We start from the raw sequence: 18,771 nt of genomic DNA on the forward strand, positions 1-18,771 counted from the left end.
TTAAGCCTGGTCTTCAAACCAGGGGGCGCGTGCGATCATAATCAACTGTCCCGCACGCTCTTCATCCATACCTTCGATATCGAGCAAATCGTCAACCGACTGCTCCGCCAGATCTTCCATGGTGCGCACACCCATGCCGGCGAGCTTAAACGCCAGACCACGATCCATCTCGTCCATACCCAAAAGATCTTCTGCAGGCTCTGCACCATCGAGGGCTTCTTCACTAGCCAGGGCCTGATTTAGCAACGCATCCTTAGCGCGACGACGTAGTTCGGTGACTGTGTCTTCGTCGAAACCGTCAATCGCTAACATTTCTTCCATAGGTACGTAGGCAACCTCTTCAATGGAGGTAAAGCCTTCATCAATCATAACGCCAGCAAATTCTTCGTCCACATCAAGGTGGGTGGTAAAGTGCTCAACCAGCGCATTGTACTCTTGCTCCTGACGCTCACCGGCCTCCTCTTCCGTCATCACGTTAAGAGTCCAACCCGTCAATTCTGTAGCCAAACGAACGTTCTGCCCATTTCGGCCGATGGCCTGTGCCAAATTGTCTTCGGCCACAGCCACTTCCATAGTATGGCGGTCTTCGTCCATCAGGATCGAAGCAACTTCTGCTGGCGCCATGGCGTTAATCACCAATTGAGCTGGGTTATCATCCCAAAGCACAATATCGACACGCTCGCCGCCCAATTCATTGGAAACAGCCTGAACACGGGATCCCCGCATGCCTACACAGGCACCAACCGGGTCAATGCGACGGTCGTTGGTTTTCACCGCGATCTTAGCGCGGGAACCAGGGTCTCGGGCAGCGCCACGGATCTCGATCAACTCTTCAGCAATTTCCGGAACTTCAATACGGAACAGCTCTACCAGCATCTGCGGTGCAGAGCGGCTCAGGATGAGTTGCGGGCCACGGTGATCTGTACGGATCTCCAACAACAGTGAACGCACCCTATCTCCCATACGGAAGGTTTCCCGCGGAATCAAGTGCTCTCTCGGTAACAGAGCTTCGGCGTTGGCACCAAGGTCCACGATAACGTTATCACGGGTAACCTTTTTGACCGTACCTGAAACCAGTTCACCAACACGGTCGCGATAGCTGTCAACGATTTTACTGCGCTCAGCTTCGCGAACCTTTTGGAAGATGATCTGCTTTGCAGCCTGAGCTCCGATGCGGCCGAAGGCAACTGATTCTGCCTTCTCTTCATAGGTATCGCCAGGCTTCAACGCTGGGTCGATTTCCTCTGCTTCCTGTAGCGTTAGCTCAGTACCCAATGCAGGCACCGCATCGTTGTCAACCACCAGCCAACGGCGGAAAGTTTCATACTCACCGGTGCGACGGTCAATGGACACGCGCACATCCGACTCTTCATCTTCGTAACGTTTTTTCGCAGCGGTGGCGAGGGCCAACTCGATTGCCTCGAAAATCACATCCTTCTCGACGCCTTTTTCGTTCGAGACGGCTTCAACCACCAGCAAGATCTCTTTACTCATTGGATTGCCCTGCCCTAAAAATAAACTGTGCATCTACTGAGTTGTTCAAATAGCTCACTCGAATACCGGAATGATTTGGGCTTTTTCAATGCTGTCGAAAGGCAGTAAATACTCGTGATCATCAACAACCACGACCACATCATCACCTTCCACACCCTTTATTAGCCCCTGAAACTTGCGGCGGCCTTCAAACGCCATACGCAAGCGAATTTGTACTTGATGCCCCACAAACGCCTGATATTGCTCAGGCCGGAATAGCGGTCTATCCATTCCAGGGGACGAAACTTCAAGCGTATATTCAGTTTGGATGGGATCTTCCACATCCATTACGCCACTGATCTGGCGGCTGACTTTTTCGCAATCGTCGATACCTATACCCTTCTCGGCATCGTCTATAAAGACCCGCAGCATGGATTGGTAGCCCTTCGAGCGATACTCAATACCCCAGAACTCGTAACCCAAACCTTCCACCACAGGGCGAAGTATGTCTTCCAGTTGTTTAAGCTTGCCTGACAAGTTAGGCGGTCTCCGTTATGTAATTTACTGGCCCCAAAAACAAAAAAAGGGCTGTTAGCCAGCCCTTTTTACGCACCAGGGCCCGTTGTGCCAGGCCCCTTAATCAAAAAGCCCCGATAACTGGGGCCTTTTGTTGCAAGAACTCGCAGGAAGCAAACCGGTAAACCGCCTCCTGCTGACAGACACCTGGCCTGCCAGAAACCCGACTACAAAAGATGCCGGACTCCAATATTCGCCGGAGTATAGAGACGCCGAGCGAACTGGTCAAGGACTGCTCAAAAAAACGGCCTGGATAAACCAAGCCGTTTTTCTTACTAATTGGTGCCCAAGGCCGGACTCGAACCGGCACGGCTTTCGCCACTACCCCCTCAAGATAGCGTGTCTACCAGTTCCACCACTTGGGCAACACCTCACTCGAGCTCAGGGAGACCAGACTCCCCACTCTCGGTTTCGCCTTCACCAGCGCCGCCATCAACAGCACCCTCTACAGGCGCCTGACGAGATTCCGTAACCGTTGGAATCCCCGCCTCACCCGCTACTTCTGCGCGCTGCTTGGCAAACACTGCCAGCGAAAAACTTGTTACAAAAAATACGATTGCAAGCATAGTAGTCATACGAGTCAGAAAACTACCACTACCCTGACTACCGAATACGGTCTGGGAAGCACCGCCGCCACCGAAGGCCGCGCCTGCGTCCGCACCTTTACCCTGCTGGATTAACACCAGACCCACCAGTGCCACCGCGACTACGACGTGCACAACGACTACTAGTGTTTCCATCCAATCCATATCAATTCTCGCGAGCCATTAGCTTTAAGATCTTGCCGGAAAATAACGGCAAATACTGATAAATTCTTCTGCGACCAGCGATGCACCGCCAATTAAACCGCCGTCTATATCCGGCTCTGCAAAAAGAGCCGCTGCATTATCCGCTTTTACGCTGCCGCCGTAAAGTAGTGAAATCTCTTCGGCTGGCGCTCCCATCTCTTTCAATACAGTGCGTATCGAAGCATGCATGGCCTGAGCGTCTTCTGCAGTAGCCGTCTTACCGGTACCAATTGCCCAAACAGGTTCGTAGGCTACCACAACATTCTTCCAGGCACCTGACACAGCCGACAAACCTTGCCGCACTTGACTCTCAACCACCGATTCGGCCGAACCCGACTCACGCTCTTCGAGAGTCTCGCCAACACACACTATGGCCGTTAAACCACTAGCAACTACCAGCGCTACTTTCTCGGCAACCAACTCATCAGTCTCGCCGAAAATCTGCCTGCGTTCAGAGTGCCCAACAAGCACGTAATCGCAGCCTGAGTCTTTGGCCATCTCCGAGGAAATTTCGCCCGTATATGCTCCCGACTGCCACTGCCCTACATTCTGAACACCAACTGAAACAGCGCCACCGGCCTGACCCACCACGTCCCTGATATAAATTGCGGGAGGAATGATAACAACCTCCACGCCATTATCAAGAGAGCCAGCTTCAGTCCGAACATAACCCACCAGCTTTTCCGAAAGGTCTTTCGACCCGTTCATCTTCCAGTTTCCGGCTACTATCTTGCGACGCATAACAATTCCCGAATGTAAGGGAGGGCGCACTATACAGCAGTCCCTCAGAACAGACAACAGCTTGAAACCAACAAAATCAGGGCGTTGAGTTTTCCACAACTGTGGCCAGCTTTTTCACCACACGACTTATTTCGTCGGCATTTTGACCTTCCGCCATTACGCGGATCAAAGGCTCGGTTCCCGACGCTCGCAGGAGAATTCTGCCCGAACCTCCAAGCTCCTCTTCTGCTCGCTGCACCGCAGCCACGATATCGTCGCGACTGAACGGGTCAAAGCGAGCAGCAACCCGAACATTAATCATTGTTTGAGGCAATTTGCTCATCTCTTGACGCAGCTCAGCCAACGTTCTTCCTGACTTACCAATAGCCAACAGCACTTGAAGCGCTGAGATAATACCATCACCGGTACTTGTGCAATCACGAATGACCATGTGCCCCGAGCCCTCACCACCAAGCACCCAATTGTTGGTGATCAGGCGTTCCATCACATACCGGTCACCAACATTGGCGCGCTCGAAGGAAATACCCATCTCTGTCAACGCCAATTCCACACCCAGATTGGTCATCAGCGTGCCGACCACACCGCCTTTGAGGCGGTTCTCTGCGAACCTCTGGGAGGCGATCACGTAAAGCAGCTCATCACCATCAACCTCGGATCCATCGCGATCGACCATTAGCACCCGGTCGCCATCACCGTCGAAGGCAATACCGAGGTCTGCACCCTTATCAATAACGGCTCGCTTCAAGGCATCAAGGTGGGTGGAGCCTACATCCAAATTGATATTGAGCCCGTCAGGCTCCGCACCAATAACAAAAACCTGCGCACCCAGTTCGCGGAACACTTTTGGCGCAACGTGATAAGTGGCCCCGTGAGCGCAGTCCAGCACCAACTTCAAGTTGCCCAGTGTGAACTCGTTTGGCACGGTACTTTTGCAGAACTCTACATAGCGCCCCGGCGCATCCGATATTCGCGACGCTTTACCAAGCTCGCCGGGCTCGCAAACCTCAATCGACTTGTCCAGCCAGCGTTCAATTTCTGCCTCCAAGTCATCGTCGAGCTTGGTGCCTTCCGCTGAAAAGAATTTGATGCCGTTATCATGATGGGGATTATGGGAGGCGCTAATAACAATACCCGCCGAAGCACGAAACGTGCGGGTTAGATACGCAATGGCGGGCGTTGGCATTGGGCCTAGCAGCTTTACATCCACCCCTGCGGCTGACAACCCAGCCTCCAAAGCTGACTCGAACATATAACCGGACAACCTGGTGTCCTTGCCGATTAACACGCTGTTGCGCTGACCCGCCCGCTTGAACGCCTGCCCGGCAGCCCAACCCAGATGCAGCATAAACTCGGGCGTAATCGGGTGCTCACCCACCCTCCCACGTATGCCATCGGTACCAAAATACTTTCTTCCGGCCATCAAACTACCCCCTTCACGGCCGTCGCAACCTTGACGGCGTCTATAGTTTCCCTAACATCGTGCACGCGGATGATACTCGCACCCTTCATGGCCGATATTGTCGCGGCCGCAAGACTGGCTGACAACCTTTCGTCAACATCACGGCCGGTGATCTGGCCTAGCATGGATTTTCTGGACATACCCACCAACACAGGGTGCCCCAGAGCATGAAGCTGCTCCAGCGCAGCCAATAAACGAAGATTATGCTCTAGGTTTTTTCCAAAACCGAAACCCGGATCCAGTATTATATTATTTGTCGCAATGCCTGCTTGTGCAGCAGCCCTAACACGTCCAGCTAAAAACTCCCCCACCTCCCGCAACACGTTACGGTATTCGGGGCGCTCCTGCATGGTTTCCGGCTCACCCTGAATATGCATAATACAAACCGGTACCCGGGCCTTTGCAGCCGCAACTAAAGCCCCCTCTCGCTGCAGCGCACGCACATCATTAATCAGCCCGACTCCAAGCTTCGCCGCCTGAGACATAACCTCAGGGGTGCTGGTATCCACCGAAACGATAACATCCAATTCCCTGGAAATAACTTCCACCACTGGGCAAACCCGATCAAGCTCTTCTTGAACCGACACGCTGGCAGCACCAGGCCTAGTAGACTCACCTCCTACGTCAATAAACGCGGCACCATCAGCCACCATTTGTCGCGCCTTTGCGAAGGCTATATCCAGCTGATTGAATCGACCGCCGTCAGAGAAAGAGTCTGGCGTTACATTGAGCACGCCCATCACATGGCATCGGGACATATCCAACAATCGCCCGGCGAAATCTAATTCCATAGCAAACCTTCCCAGAATAGGCACCAGAGCCAAAAGCAGCTTCCGTAAAAAGCAAACGCCGCCCATCAAAAGGGCGGCGCAAGTAATCTCAAACTTGATGTAACTCGAAGCCTCAATGCTCTCCAGCCGGGCGACCAACGTCTGGCCTCTGACTGTCATCAGCAGGCTTAGCCTCTGGGGCCTTGCCCGCATCGTCAGCTTTAACGCCACCTGCCGAGCCCCGATCATCCCAACCCTTCGGCGGGCGAGGAGTGCGACCTTCCATGATGTCATCAATCTGATGACGGTCGATGGTTTCGTACTTCATCAAAGCCTGAGCCATGGCATCGAGCTTTTCACGATTATCAACCAGAATCTGAGTCGCCTTCTCATAACATGTGTCAATGATGTTACGCACTTCTTCATCAATCCGCTGAGCGGTCTCCGGAGAGTAGACCGTTTGTGACTGTCCGGCAGAGCGACCAAGGAACGGCTCTTCGCTATCTGCGTCATACTGCAGAGGCCCAAGCTTCTCTGACAGCCCCCAGCGGGTAACCATGTTACGCGCCAGACTCGTAGCTCGTTCGATGTCGTTCGATGCGCCGGTGGTGACCCCGTCGAAGCCTAGGGTCAATTCTTCCGCGATACGCCCGCCAAACAAACTGCAAATAGAACTGATCAGGAAACGCTTGCTATGGCTGTACTTATCCTCTTCCGGGAGGAACATAGTGACACCTAAAGCGCGACCGCGAGGAATAATACTCACCTTGTATACCGGGTCGTGCTCAGGCATCAGGCGGCCAACAATAGCGTGCCCAGCTTCGTGGTAGGCAGTATTCAGCTTTTCCTTCTCGCTCATCACCATGGACTTGCGCTCGGCACCCATCATGATTTTATCTTTCGCGAGCTCAAATTCTTCCATGGACACCAAACGCTGATTCCGGCGGGCAGCAAAAAGCGCAGCCTCGTTAACCAGATTGGCAAGGTCGGCACCGGAGAATCCGGGAGTACCGCGCGCGATGAAGGCGGGCTCAACGTTTTCGTCCAGAGGCACTTTTTTCATGTGCACCTTGAGAATCTGCTCACGACCAATGATGTCTGGCAGCCCGACAACAACCTGACGGTCGAAACGGCCGGGGCGCAGAAGCGCAGGGTCCAGAACATCCGGGCGGTTAGTCGCAGCAATAACGATAACGCCCTCGTTGCCCTCAAAACCGTCCATCTCTACAAGAAGCTGGTTTAGGGTTTGCTCACGCTCGTCGTGGCCTCCACCCATACCAGCACCACGGTGACGACCGACAGCGTCGATTTCATCAATGAAAATGATGCAGGGGCTCTGCTTTTTGGCTTGCTCGAACATATCCCGCACCCGGGATGCGCCAACACCTACGAACATTTCTACGAAATCAGAACCGGAAATCGAGAAAAAGGGAACTTTAGCCTCGCCCGCGATTGCCTTGGCAAGAAGGGTTTTACCGGTACCCGGCTGCCCCACCATCAAAACACCTTTGGGGATGCTGCCACCCAGACGCTGAAACTTACTGGGATCCCGAAGGAAGTCCACCAGCTCTTTAACGTCTTCCTTAGCCTCATCCACACCCGCCACATCTGCAAACGTGGTCTTGATCTGATCTTCGCTCATCAAGCGCGCCTTGCTCTTACCAAACGACATGGGGCCTTTGCCGCCACCGCCGCCTTGCATCTGGCGCATGAAGAACACAAACAGCGCAATAATGATCAGTATCGGGAATGCTGCGACCAAAAGCTGCGTCCACAAGCTCTGGCGTTCGGGCTGTTTGCCGATCACCTCAACCTGATTCGCAAGCAGATCGTCCATCAGCTTGTTGTCCGCCACCTGAGGACGAATCGTCTCAAACTGGGATCCATCGCCACGGGTGCCCTGAATTTCCAGGCCATCAATAGTGACTCTGTTGACTTGGCCCTGCTGAACCATTTCAACGAATTGGGAATAATTGACTTGCTGACCACTGGTGGTGGGAGAAAAATTCTGAAACACCATCAACAGAACAGCGGCTATGATTAGCCAGAGAACCAGATTTTTTGCCATATCGCTCAAGGATCATCACCTGTGAATTGAAGAGCGGGCCGTCGAAGGAACCACTCTTTACCGACACCTTACACCAATTGTACGTCTATCCACCAGAAACGGCCCATCCGTAACGGCCACAGAAAAACGCAGCTGCGGATCAACCTAAATGCACTTTATGCGTCGGATAAATCCCCATATGCCTTATATGTGGGCTTCATCTCGGAAATTACAACGCCTGCAGGGTGATCTGTATACAAGGTTGTCTGTTACAATCCGCCGATTATACGACGTTGCCAGCGAATATGCCGCTGACCTTTTGTTAATTGCACTGATAAAGAGATTACATCATGAGCCTTTCAGCGGAACAGCGCCGGGAATACCGGGCCATCGCCCACAACCTGAAGCCCGTCATTATTGTGGGCGACAAGGGCCTCACCGAGAACCTTCAGGAAGAGCTGGATCGCGCCCTGAACGACCACGAACTAATCAAGATTAAAGTGGCAAGTCAGGATCGAGAAGCTCGTCAGGAAGCAATCAACGCCCTGTGCGAAGCGAGTGGTGCCGAAGTGGTACAAACTATCGGGAAAATTGCCGTCCTGATGCGCAGAGCCAAAAAGCCCAATCCTAAATTATCCAACCTGCTACGCCACAAAAACTGATACTTACGAAAGCTAAAAACAAAAAACCGGCTGCATAAATACAGCCGGTTTTTTGTTTTCCCGGGTGCAGGCTAACTAAACCGGCACCCATCGAATCAGATGTATTCCACCTTTCCGATTTCGTATTCCACTGTGCCAGACGGCACGCGGATAGCGACAACGTCGTCTTCATTTTTTCCCACTAGCGCACGAGCAATGGGCGAAGATATCGACAACTTGCCTTCCTTGATATCCGCTTCATCCTCACCGACGATTTTGTAGACAACTTCCTCGTCCGTATCCACATTCAACAAATGCACTGTGGTGCCGAAAATGACCCTGCCGGTATTCTCCATTTCCGTAACATCAATCACTTGCGCTGCAGAAAGCTTGCCTTCTATTTCCTGAATCCGGCCTTCAATAAAGCTCTGCTGTTCACGAGCAGCGTGGTATTCGGCGTTTTCTTTGAGGTCGCCGTGCTCACGGGCATCCGAAATCGCCTCAATAACCCGCGGACGATCCTTGGATTTCAGTTGCTGAAGCTCCTCACGTAGGCGGGCTTCGCCCGCTTTGGTCATAGGTACTCTTTCACTCATAATCTTACTTCCCGGCGTGAAGGTCTTGCAGGCGGCGTACTGTGCGCTCTGGGCCGAACTTGATAGCCCGACAGAAGGCTTCGCCGCCAGCCAATGTTGTTGTGTAAGCTACTTTGGTCTGCAGAGCTGATTGGCGAATCTGCGCCGAATCAGACACGGCCTTACGGCCTTCAGTGGTATTAATAATGAGCTGGACCTGACCATTCTTGATGGCGTCTACAATATGTGGCCGCCCCTCTCCCACTTTATTAACACGAGCCACCTCAATGCCTTGCTCTCGAAGCGCTTTCGCGGTGCCAGTTGTAGCGACAAGCTGGAAGCCAATATCAACCAGATCGCGAGCAACCTGAATGGCACCCGCCTTGTCTACATCACGAACTGACATGAACACCGTACCACTGGAAGGCAAGCGCTCTCCAATGGCTAGCGACGCCTTGGCAAAGGCCTCATCGAAGCTGTCGCCAAGCCCCATTACCTCGCCCGTTGACTTCATTTCTGGCCCAAGAATCGGATCCACCGAGGGGAATTTATTGAACGGGAACACGGACTCTTTTACCGCGTAGTAGCTAGGCACAACTTCTTTAGTAAAGCCTTGCTCCGCAAGGGAGGTACCAGCCATTACTCGCGCCGCCACTTTCGCCAGAGATACACCAATGGCCTTTGATACGAAAGGTACGGTTCTTGAGGCACGGGGGTTAACTTCGATCACGTAAATCTCGTCATCCTGCCAAGCCAACTGCACATTCATCAAGCCGACCACTTCTAATTCGATGGCCATTTTTCTGACCGCCTCGCGCATAGCGTCTTGAACATCGGCAGGCAGCGTGTAGGGCGGCAAGGAACAAGCAGAATCACCGGAGTGAATACCTGCCTGTTCAATATGCTGCATAATGCCGCCAATAACTACATCCTTACCGTCGCAGATAGCGTCAATATCCACCTCGATGGCGGCATTCAAAAAGTGATCCAGCAATACCGGGCTGTCGTTGGACACAAGAACAGCACTGCGCATGTAACGCACCAGCTCCTCTTCGCCGTATACAATCTCCATAGCACGGCCGCCCAGCACGTAGGATGGACGCACCACCAGCGGATAGCCAATTTCACTGGCCGCAACTATGCCCTCTTCAAGGCTGCGCACAGTAGCGTTTTCCGGCTGCTTGAGCCCCAGACGCTGAATCATCTGCTGGAACCGCTCACGGTCTTCTGCCCGGTCAATGGCGTCCGGGCTGGTACCGATAATAGGCACACCCGCGGCTTCCAGACCACGCGCCAGTTTCAGCGGAGTTTGGCCGCCGTACTGAACGATCACACCCTTGGGCTTCTCGATGCTGATAATTTCCAGCACATCTTCCAGCGTAATCGGCTCAAAATATAACCGATCAGAGGTATCATAATCGGTGGAGACGGTTTCTGGGTTGCAGTTGATCATGATGGTTTCATAACCATCTTCCCGCATGGCAAAGGCGGCGTGCACGCAGCAGTAATCGAACTCGATACCCTGACCGATACGGTTAGGACCACCGCCGATAACAACGATTTTCTCGCGATCACTGGGCAATGCTTCGCACTCTTCCTCGTAGGTGGAGTACATGTAGGCGGTAGCCGAAGCAAATTCGGCCGCACAACTGTCCACACGCTTGTATACCGGGCGGATGTTCAAATCGTGCCGCAACCTGCGCAGGCTCACATCCGTGATCCCTAGCAACTTGGCCAGACGGGCGTCAGAGAAGCCCTTGCGCTTGAGTCGAAACAAGGTGGCATGATCGATATCGGCTTTACCAGCAGACTTCAGAGCCTGCTCTTCGAGGATAAGATCTTCGATTTGTACCAGATACCAAGGGTCTACCTTGGTGAACTCGAACACATCTTCCACGCTCAACCCGGCACGGAAGGCATCACCGATGTACCAGACACGGTCAGCGCCAGGAACGCTAAGCTCGCGGGTAAGAGTTTCGCGGGAGCTTTCGGAAGTGAACTCTTCGAGCCTCTCATCAAACCCGTCTGAGCCTACTTCCAACCCACGCAGGGCTTTTTGCAGAGACTCTTGGAAGGTGCGGCCAATGGCCATAACTTCGCCAACCGACTTCATCTGGGTGGTCAGGCGAGCGTCGGCCTGTGGGAATTTTTCAAAGGTAAACCGGGGAATTTTTGTAACCACGTAATCGATACTAGGCTCGAAAGATGCCGGTGTTACGCCGCCGGTTATCTCGTTGCGCAGTTCATCCAGCGTGTAGCCCACTGCGAGCTTGGCGGCAACTTTAGCAATCGGGAAGCCCGTTGCCTTGGAGGCCAGAGCCGACGATCTGGATACCCTCGGATTCATCTCGATAACAACCATACGGCCGGTGTCCGGGTGAATACCAAACTGTACGTTAGAACCCCCAGTTTCCACACCTATTTCGCGCAGCACTGCCAGTGATGCATCGCGCATGATCTGGTATTCCTTGTCGGTCAGCGTCTGAGCTGGCGCGACGGTGATGGAATCGCCGGTGTGGACGCCCATGGCGTCAAAGTTCTCAATAGAGCACACGATAATGCAGTTGTCCGCTTTGTCGCGCACGACTTCCATTTCATACTCTTTCCAACCGATCAACGACTCATCGATAAGCAGCTCGTTGGTGGGGGAAAGGTCGAGACCGCGGGTACAAATCTCTTCAAACTCGTCCCGGTTGTAGGCGATACCGCCACCAGAGCCGCCCATGGTGAACGATGGGCGAATAATGCATGGGAAGCCGATGTCTTCAGCAACTTTCCAAGCTTCTTCCATGGTGTGTGCTATGGAGGCACGCGGGCACTCAAGACCTATGGCCTTCATGGCCTTATCGAAACGACTCCGGTCTTCGGCCTTGTCGATGGTGTCTGCATTGGCGCCAATCATTTCAACGCCGTGCTCAGCCAAAACCCCGTGCCTCTCTAATTCCAGCGCACAATTCAGTGCAGTCTGGCCACCCATGGTCGGCAGCACAGCATCGGGCTTCTCTTTTTCGATGATTTTGGCAACAGTTTGCCAGGTAATCGGTTCGATGTAGGTGGCATCTGCCATCACCGGATCGGTCATGATGGTGGCCGGGTTCGAGTTAACCAGAATGACGCGGTAGCCTTCCTCACGCAGGGCTTTACAAGCCTGAGCTCCGGAGTAGTCAAATTCGCACGCCTGCCCGATTACTATCGGGCCTGCGCCCAGAATCAGGATACTTTTAATATCGGTCCGTTTTGGCATGTTTTGGTAAACCTGTCAGCAACGTTTAAATTCTTGCAGCGCAAAAACGCGGCGCGTGTCTAGGTGACGCTTGTGTCCTTGGCCCGGCATCAGGCCGTACGGGCTTCCATCAGCCGAATAAACTCGTCAAACAAAGTCGCCACATCACCCGGCCCGGGGCTCGCTTCTGGATGCCCCTGAAAACTGAATGCTGGTTTGTCGGTACGGCGAACGCCTTGCAAAGTGCCGTCGAACAGCGATTTATGGGTAACTTCCAGCACGGAGGGCAATGAAGCCTCGTCCACCGCAAACCCATGGTTCTGGCTGGTAATCATGACAGTGCCGTTTTCGAGGCTCTGAACCGGGTGGTTAGCGCCGTGATGGCCATGCTTCATCTTCATGCTTTTCGCGCCACTGGCAATTGCCAGAAGCTGATGCCCCAAACAAATGCCAAATACAGGAATGTCGGTTTCAAGCACATCTTGAATGGCCTTGATTGCGTAGTCACAAGGCTCTGGGTCGCCGGGGCCGTTGGATAAGAATACGCCGTCAGGATTCATAGCCAACACTTCTGACGCTGGTGTTTGAGCAGGCACAACAGTTACTTCACAGCCGCGAGCTGCGAGCATACGCAATATGTTGAACTTTATACCGTAATCCCAAGCTACAACTTTGAACTTTTGTTCGTTATCTTCTGCGTAGCCTTCCCCGAGTGTCCATTCGCCTTGAGTCCACTTGTAGGGCTTTTCGCAGGTAACAACTTTGGCCAAATCCATGCCTTCAAGCCCAGGGAACGCGTTGGCCAGCTCCAGCGCACGCTCTGGCGTGGCATTAGCTCCAGCTACAATAGCACCACTCTGTGAGCCTTTGTCGCGGAGGATGCGAGTAAGGCGGCGGGTGTCAATATCGGCGATTCCGACAATGTTGTTGCTTCGCAGGTATTCGTCCAACGATCCGGTGCTGCGCCAGTTGCTGGCTACTAGGGGTAGGTCTCGGATGATCAGGCCAGCGGCTTGAACGCGATCTGACTCTACATCTTCTTCGTTCACGCCGGTGTTGCCGATGTGAGGATAAGTCAGGGTAACGAGCTGGCGGGCGTAGGACGGATCCGTCAATATTTCTTGGTAGCCGGTCATGGCGGTGTTAAACACCACTTCGCCACTGGTTTCGCCGTCAGCGCCAATAGCGGTGCCGTAAAACAGGCTTCCGTCTGCGAGTGCAAGGATTGCGGGTGTGCTCAAGGCTTGTATCCTCATCGGGTGGCGTTTCGGTTCGTCACGTGCAGGAACGCAAGCGCAAATTCAGGTCGCAAAAAAGCGAGAGGGAGTAAAAACTCCGTCCCGCTTTTTGTTATCCGGGGACTTTATTTGTCCCTTGGGCTTTTAAAAGCCTACGCTTGGTGCAGTTAAACCGCCTTATTGTATAAAAACTGCGGTTTTGTGTCCATGTAAAATATTACATGGCTCCAACACCGGCGGCGTTCTGTACTCATCGTCCGGAAAGCGCTACAAGCACATCCCTGTGCGCTTGACTCCGGCCATCCATGGCCTCCGACATTTCCGGACGATGAGTACAGCCCGCCGCCTCTGAGTGGCCTGAGACTCACTTCAACGAAAGAACATCCTGCATATCATACAAACCGGCCGGCTTATCTTTCAGCCACAGAGCAGCGCGCATGGCACCTTTTGCGAAAGTCATCCGACTGCTTGCCTTGTGAGTAATCTCGACGCGTTCGCCTTCGGTGGCGAAGAGTACTGTGTGATCACCCACTACGTCACCGGCGCGGATGGTTTCGAAACCGATTTCCTTGCAAGTGCGCTCGCCAGTGAAACCTTCACGGCCATAGACTGCACATTCTTTGAGGTCGCGATCTAGTGCATCAGCAACTACTTCGCCCATGCGCAGGGCAGTACCGGAAGGTGCGTCTTTTTTGTGGCGGTGGTGGGCTTCGATGATTTCGACGTCGTAGTCGTCCCCCAGCGTGGCTGCCGCCGTGCGCAGAAGGTTGAGCACCACGTTAACACCCACACTCATGTTGGGCGCAAACACCACCTGGGTAGATTCTGCAGCTATAGCCAACTGCTGCTTTTCGGCATCGGTCAGGCCGGTGGTACCGATGATCAGCATTTTGCCGTTGGCTTTGCAGAACTCCGCATTTTCCAGAGTAAGGTCCGGAAAGGTGAAATCGACAAGTACATCAAAATCATCTTTCACATCAGCTAGAGTACCCGCCATCTTTACCCCGGTTTTGCCGATGCTGCTCATTTCGCCAGCATCAGCTCCAATGAGACTGCTGCCCGGTTCTACGATGGCCGCACCAAGCTCCAGCCCTTCCGTGCCGTCAACCGCCTCGATCAGCACCTTCCCCATGCGCCCGGCGGCGCCGATGATTGCTACCCTCATGACTTTATCCTTATATGCAGCGGTTCAGAATTTCATTTCGTCGAAGAAGCTCTTAACACCTTCAAACCACGAGGTTTTTTTGGGCGCGTGGTTTGTTCCGTTGTTGCTTCCGTCGAGAGTTACCTGAAACTCTTCAAGCAGTTCTTTCTGTCGCTTGGTCAGGTTAACCGGTGTCTCAACAATCACTCGGCACAGCAGATCACCGGACGGGCCTCCACGAACCGGACTAACACCTTTGTTACGCAGGCGGAAGAGCTTACCCGTTTGGGTTTCTGCCGGGATTCTTAGTTTCACGCGACCATCCAGCGTCGGCACCTCCAACTCGCCACCGAGCGTGGCGTCGATAATGCTGATAGGAACTTCGCAATATAGGTTGCGTCCGTCACGGGTGAAGATGGAATGCTCTCGAACGGACATCTGAACATACAGATCGCCTGAGGGGCCGCCATCGATACCCATCTCGCCTTCGCCAGAGAGCCGTATACGGTCGCCGGTATCTACACCAGGTGGCACTTTAACGGAGAGTGTTTTCTCTTCTCGCACCCTGCCCTGACCATGACAAACCTTACAAGGGTTCTTAATGATCTGGCCGGAGCCGCGGCATGTGGGACAAGCTTGCTGCACCGCAAAGAAGCCCTGCTGCATGCGCACTTGACCCATACCCTTACAGGTTCCACAGGTTTCTGGACGGGAGCCTTTTTCCGCACCACTGCCCTCACAGGCATCACATTCGCGGTGTCCGGGGATTGTGATCTTGACGGTTTTGCCTTTTACCGCCTCTTCAAGATCCAGCTCCAAGGTGTAGCGCAGGTCAGAGCCACGGGTGTTACGACCGCCTCGGCCGCCGCCACCAAATATGTCACCAAACACATCACCAAAGATGTCGGAGAAGTTGCCGCTGCCGCCACCAAATCCGCCGCCAGCCTGACCATCCACACCAGCATGGCCGTACTGATCGTAGGCCGCGCGCTTGGACTGGTCTGCCAGTATTTCGTAGGCTTCGCTGGCCTCTTTGAACTTGTTCTCGGCGTCTTTATCTTCCGGATTACGGTCGGGATGGTATTTCATCGCGAGCTTTCGATAAGCTCGCTTGATGTCTTTCTCGTCCGCGTCCCGGGAAACTCCGAGAATGTCGTAATAATCGCGCTTGGCCATGCTTTAAAACCCTGTTTTTTAAACGCGGAAAACGCGGACCAAATCCGCGTTTTCCAACTACCTGATGTACGTCAGAATTACTTCTTTTCGTCGTCTTTGACTTCTTCGAACTCGGCGTCCACCGCATCGTCAGCTGGCTGAGCCTGCTCCTGCCCACCTGCCTCTTGCGCTTGACCATCCTGATCTGCGTACATCTTCTGGGCCAGCTCACCTGAAACTTCGGTCAGTTTCTGTGTCTTGGCTTCAATGTCATCCTTGTCGGAACCGGTCAATGCCTCTTCCAGCTCCTTAATCGCCGCTTCAATCGACTCTTTCTCGCTGTCGCTAACTTTGTCAGCGGCATCCGTCAGGGTCTTGCGTACAGCGTGCACCATGGCATCGCCTTGGTTACGAGCCTGAACCAGTTCTTCAAACTTGCGATCTTCCTCGGCATTCGCCTCGGCATCCTGCACCATCTTCTCGATTTCATCATCGTTCAGACCAGAAGAGGCTTTGATCACGATGGACTGCTCTTTGCCAGTCGCCTTGTCTTTCGCAGACACGTTCAAAATACCGTTGGCATCGATATCGAAGGTTACTTCGATTTGTGGCACACCACGCGAGGCTGGCGGAATGTCGGCCAGATCGAATCGACCCAAGGACTTGTTCTGCGTCGCCTGTTTACGCTCACCCTGAACAACGTGAATAGTCACTGCTGTTTGGTTATCTTCTGCCGTAGAGAAGGTTTGCGACTTCTTGGTCGGAATCGTTGTGTTCTTGTCGATTACCGGCGTGGCCACACCACCCATGGTTTCAATACCCAAGGTTAGTGGCGTTACGTCCAGAAGAAGAACGTCTTTTACATCCCCAGAAAGTACCGCCGCCTGAATTGCTGCACCCATGGCAACTGCTTCATCTGGGTTTACGTCCTTACGAGCATCTTTGCCAAAGAACTCTTTCACTTTTTCCTGAACCAGCGGCATACGGGTCTGGCCACCAACCAAAATCACTTCGTCTACTTCACCGACGCTCAGACCGGAGTCCTTCAAAGCAACTTTACAAGGCTCGAGGCTGCGCTGGACCAAATCTTCAACCAACGACTCAAGCTTGGCACGGGTCAGCTTCACGTTCATGTGCTTGGGACCGCTAGCATCCGCAGTAATGTACGGCAGGTTTACGTCGGTCTGCTGGCTGCTGGACAGCTCGATCTTGGCCTTCTCACCGGCTTCCTTCAGACGCTGCATGGCCAGAGAGTCGCCACGCAGATCAATCCCACTATCTTTTTTGAATTGGTCAGCAAGGAATTCGATGATTTTCATATCGAAGTCTTCACCACCCAAGAAGGTGTCACCATTAGTTGCCAACACTTCAAATTGGTGCTCGCCATCCACATCTGCGATTTCGATGATGGAGAGGTCGAAGGTGCCGCCGCCCAAGTCGTAGACTGCTACGGTGCGATCACCGCTCTTCTTATCCAGACCGTAAGCCAAAGCTGCCGCAGTCGGCTCGTTGATAATACGTTTCACTTCCAAACCAGCAATTCGGCCCGCATCTTTAGTGGCCTGACGCTGACTATCGTTAAAGTAAGCTGGAACGGTGATAACCGCTTCAGTTACTTTCTCACCCAGATAATCTTCTGCAGTTTTCTTCATCTTCTTCAGAATTTCTGCAGACACCTGAGGCGGTGCCATTTTCTGGCCTTTAACTTCTACCCACGCATCACCGTTGTCTGCCTCGGAAATCTTGTAAGGAACCATCTTAATATCTTTCTGAACAACGTCGTCTTTGAACCGACGACCGATCAGACGCTTGATAGCATAGATGGTGTTTTGGGGGTTCGTAACTGCCTGACGCTTGGCTGACTGACCTACCAAAATCTCGTTATCATCGGTGTAAGCGATGAGCGATGGCGTGGTGCGATCACCTTCCGCGTTTTCAATAACTCGGACTTTGTCGCCATCCATGATGGCTACACACGAGTTGGTCGTTCCAAGGTCGATACCGATAATCTTGCTCATTGATTCACTCCAGTTCTTCTGAATGCTGCACTTAATGGTTGCCCGGAAACATTAATTCCGGCTAATTCTATTTAATGGCTATATTGGCGCTTTAGCCGGCTTTTCAAGCCTGCTCATCAATTTTTGGTGCGTCTTGAGCTTTGGCCACCATCACCATTGCAGGACGAACTACACGACCGTTAAGCAGATAGCCTTTCTGGACCACAGCTACCACGCTGTTCGGCTCGGCATCAGGCGCCGGCACCATTGACATAGCTTCGTGCTGCTGGGGATCGAACGGTTCGCCGACCGGGTTCAGCGGCTCAACGTTGAACTTCTTCAAACTCGAAACAAACAAATTGAGCGTCATCTCCACACCTTGACGGATAGAGGCCACCAACTCACCGGCAGCCTCCTGACCCTCGGTACTTTCAACCGCTTTCTCGAGACTGTCAGCCACAGGGAGAAGCTCTTTAACAAACTTCTCCAGCGCAAACTTATGCGCTTTCTGAACGTCCATCTCAGCCCGACGACGCACATTCTGCATCTCAGCTTGCAACCGCAGCATTTGCTCCTGAGAATCCTGAAGCTGCTCTTTTAGCGCATCCAGCTCAGAAACCTCATCCCGCTGAACTTCTCCTGCTGCCTGTACTTCATCTGCTGCCGCTTCCGCGGCCTCATTCAATTCATCAACTTGCTCGTTGCGGTTTTCGTCGCTGTTCATGACTACTCCTGCCAGATCTTCGGTGGCCGGCTTAAACGCGGCCCATTGAACATAGGCTCCGGCCTCGCAGAGCCGGAAGAATGTTATTGCGAACGAATATGGGGTTTGCCGTCCAGGTTTCAACCGCCACAAGTCCCATTCCTGAAGAAAATCTCGTCGATGTGTTTGCAAACACAAATTTACCTGTATATATTCACAGTCACTGTATGAAAGAACAGTA

15 protein-coding genes and 1 tRNA gene are annotated in these 18,771 nt (G+C 53.1%); 1 reads left to right on the forward strand and 15 read right to left on the reverse strand.

Annotated elements, in window-relative coordinates; genetic code table 11:
- The 8 genes from nusA to ftsH all read right to left on the reverse strand — a co-directional run bounded on the left by nusA (window position 1) and on the right by ftsH (window position 7,884).
- Window positions 1-1,494 (reverse strand): transcription termination factor NusA, encoded by a 1,494-nt coding sequence (gene nusA, locus KO508_RS07270; protein WP_216007692.1) that lies wholly within the window; start codon window positions 1,492-1,494, stop codon window positions 1-3.
- Between the two features lie 54 nt (window positions 1,495-1,548).
- The gene (gene rimP / locus KO508_RS07275; RefSeq protein ID WP_200362053.1) at window positions 1,549-2,010 is read right to left on the reverse strand and encodes a ribosome maturation factor RimP; all 462 of its coding nucleotides are present in this window, start codon (window positions 2,008-2,010) and stop codon (window positions 1,549-1,551) included.
- 319 nt (window positions 2,011-2,329) lie between these two features.
- A tRNA-Leu gene (locus tag KO508_RS07280) sits at window positions 2,330-2,414 on the reverse strand.
- Between the two features lie 6 nt (window positions 2,415-2,420).
- Entirely contained in the window at window positions 2,421-2,798 is a 378-nt protein-coding gene (secG, locus tag KO508_RS07285) for a preprotein translocase subunit SecG (protein WP_216007693.1), read from the reverse strand.
- Window positions 2,799-2,822: 24 nt separating this feature from the next.
- Entirely contained in the window at window positions 2,823-3,578 is a 756-nt protein-coding gene (gene tpiA, locus KO508_RS07290; protein ID WP_252737980.1) for a triose-phosphate isomerase, read from the reverse strand.
- A 76-nt stretch (window positions 3,579-3,654) separates the two neighbouring features.
- On the reverse strand, window positions 3,655-4,998 hold the full coding sequence (gene glmM, locus KO508_RS07295) for a phosphoglucosamine mutase (RefSeq protein WP_216007694.1): 1,344 nt from the start codon (window positions 4,996-4,998) through the stop codon (window positions 3,655-3,657).
- Window positions 4,998-5,828 carry a dihydropteroate synthase gene (folP, locus tag KO508_RS07300; protein WP_216007727.1) on the reverse strand — a complete coding sequence of 277 codons (831 nt, stop codon included), beginning with the start codon at window positions 5,826-5,828 and terminating at the stop codon, window positions 4,998-5,000. Before folP ends, glmM begins: the two co-directional genes overlap by 1 nt.
- A 112-nt stretch (window positions 5,829-5,940) precedes the next feature.
- The gene (gene ftsH, locus KO508_RS07305; protein WP_252737981.1) at window positions 5,941-7,884 is read right to left on the reverse strand and encodes an ATP-dependent zinc metalloprotease FtsH; all 1,944 of its coding nucleotides are present in this window, start codon (window positions 7,882-7,884) and stop codon (window positions 5,941-5,943) included.
- A gap of 320 nt (window positions 7,885-8,204) precedes the next feature.
- On the opposite strand from ftsH, the gene yhbY reads away from it, so the two are divergent.
- Window positions 8,205-8,516 carry a ribosome assembly RNA-binding protein YhbY gene (gene yhbY, locus KO508_RS07310; RefSeq protein WP_200362058.1) on the forward strand — a complete coding sequence of 104 codons (312 nt, stop codon included), beginning with the start codon at window positions 8,205-8,207 and terminating at the stop codon, window positions 8,514-8,516.
- Between the two features lie 95 nt (window positions 8,517-8,611).
- Here yhbY and greA read toward each other — a convergent pair whose 3' ends face one another.
- The 7 genes from greA to grpE all read right to left on the reverse strand — a co-directional run bounded on the left by greA (window position 8,612) and on the right by grpE (window position 18,551).
- Window positions 8,612-9,091 carry a transcription elongation factor GreA gene (greA, locus tag KO508_RS07315; protein ID WP_216007695.1) on the reverse strand — a complete coding sequence of 160 codons (480 nt, stop codon included), beginning with the start codon at window positions 9,089-9,091 and terminating at the stop codon, window positions 8,612-8,614.
- 4 nt (window positions 9,092-9,095) lie between these two features.
- Window positions 9,096-12,314: a carbamoyl-phosphate synthase large subunit gene (carB, locus tag KO508_RS07320; protein WP_216007696.1), complete on the reverse strand. Its 3,219-nt coding sequence runs from the start codon at window positions 12,312-12,314 to the stop codon at window positions 9,096-9,098.
- 89 nt (window positions 12,315-12,403) lie between these two features.
- The gene (carA, locus tag KO508_RS07325; protein WP_252737982.1) at window positions 12,404-13,534 is read right to left on the reverse strand and encodes a glutamine-hydrolyzing carbamoyl-phosphate synthase small subunit; all 1,131 of its coding nucleotides are present in this window, start codon (window positions 13,532-13,534) and stop codon (window positions 12,404-12,406) included.
- Window positions 13,535-13,895: 361 nt separating this feature from the next.
- Entirely contained in the window at window positions 13,896-14,696 is an 801-nt protein-coding gene (dapB, locus tag KO508_RS07330) for a 4-hydroxy-tetrahydrodipicolinate reductase (protein WP_216007698.1), read from the reverse strand.
- 24 nt (window positions 14,697-14,720) lie between these two features.
- Window positions 14,721-15,851 (reverse strand): molecular chaperone DnaJ, encoded by a 1,131-nt coding sequence (dnaJ, locus tag KO508_RS07335; RefSeq protein ID WP_216007699.1) that lies wholly within the window; start codon window positions 15,849-15,851, stop codon window positions 14,721-14,723.
- Between the two features lie 77 nt (window positions 15,852-15,928).
- The gene (gene dnaK, locus KO508_RS07340; protein WP_216007700.1) at window positions 15,929-17,848 is read right to left on the reverse strand and encodes a molecular chaperone DnaK; all 1,920 of its coding nucleotides are present in this window, start codon (window positions 17,846-17,848) and stop codon (window positions 15,929-15,931) included.
- Between the two features lie 103 nt (window positions 17,849-17,951).
- A complete protein-coding gene (gene grpE / locus KO508_RS07345) occupies window positions 17,952-18,551 on the reverse strand; it encodes a nucleotide exchange factor GrpE (RefSeq protein WP_216007701.1) in 600 nt (199 codons plus the stop codon).
- Window positions 18,552-18,771: the final 220 nt, after the last annotated feature.

The organism is Marinobacter salexigens, assembly GCF_018860765.1.
Classification (GTDB): Bacteria; Pseudomonadota; Gammaproteobacteria; order Pseudomonadales; family Oleiphilaceae; genus Marinobacter; species Marinobacter salexigens_A.

Bases quoted from the DNA above. Each gene is read 5' to 3' on its own strand.
- folP (WP_216007727.1), bottom strand. From the start codon at position 5,828: ATGGAATTAGATTTCGCCGGGCGATTGTTGGATATGTCCCGATGCCAT.
- dapB (WP_216007698.1), bottom strand. From the start codon at position 14,696: ATGAGGGTAGCAATCATCGGCGCCGCCGGGCGCATGGGGAAGGTGCTG.
- glmM (WP_216007694.1), bottom strand. From the start codon at position 4,998: ATGGCCGGAAGAAAGTATTTTGGTACCGATGGCATACGTGGGAGGGTG.
- secG (WP_216007693.1), bottom strand. From the start codon at position 2,798: ATGGATTGGATGGAAACACTAGTAGTCGTTGTGCACGTCGTAGTCGCG.
- yhbY (WP_200362058.1), top strand. From the start codon at position 8,205: ATGAGCCTTTCAGCGGAACAGCGCCGGGAATACCGGGCCATCGCCCAC.
- dnaJ (WP_216007699.1), bottom strand. From the start codon at position 15,851: ATGGCCAAGCGCGATTATTACGACATTCTCGGAGTTTCCCGGGACGCG.
- dnaK (WP_216007700.1), bottom strand. From the start codon at position 17,848: ATGAGCAAGATTATCGGTATCGACCTTGGAACGACCAACTCGTGTGTA.
- grpE (WP_216007701.1), bottom strand. From the start codon at position 18,551: ATGAACAGCGACGAAAACCGCAACGAGCAAGTTGATGAATTGAATGAG.
- greA (WP_216007695.1), bottom strand. From the start codon at position 9,091: ATGAGTGAAAGAGTACCTATGACCAAAGCGGGCGAAGCCCGCCTACGT.
- nusA (WP_216007692.1), bottom strand. From the start codon at position 1,494: ATGAGTAAAGAGATCTTGCTGGTGGTTGAAGCCGTCTCGAACGAAAAA.
- tpiA (WP_252737980.1), bottom strand. From the start codon at position 3,578: ATGCGTCGCAAGATAGTAGCCGGAAACTGGAAGATGAACGGGTCGAAA.
- carB (WP_216007696.1), bottom strand. From the start codon at position 12,314: ATGCCAAAACGGACCGATATTAAAAGTATCCTGATTCTGGGCGCAGGC.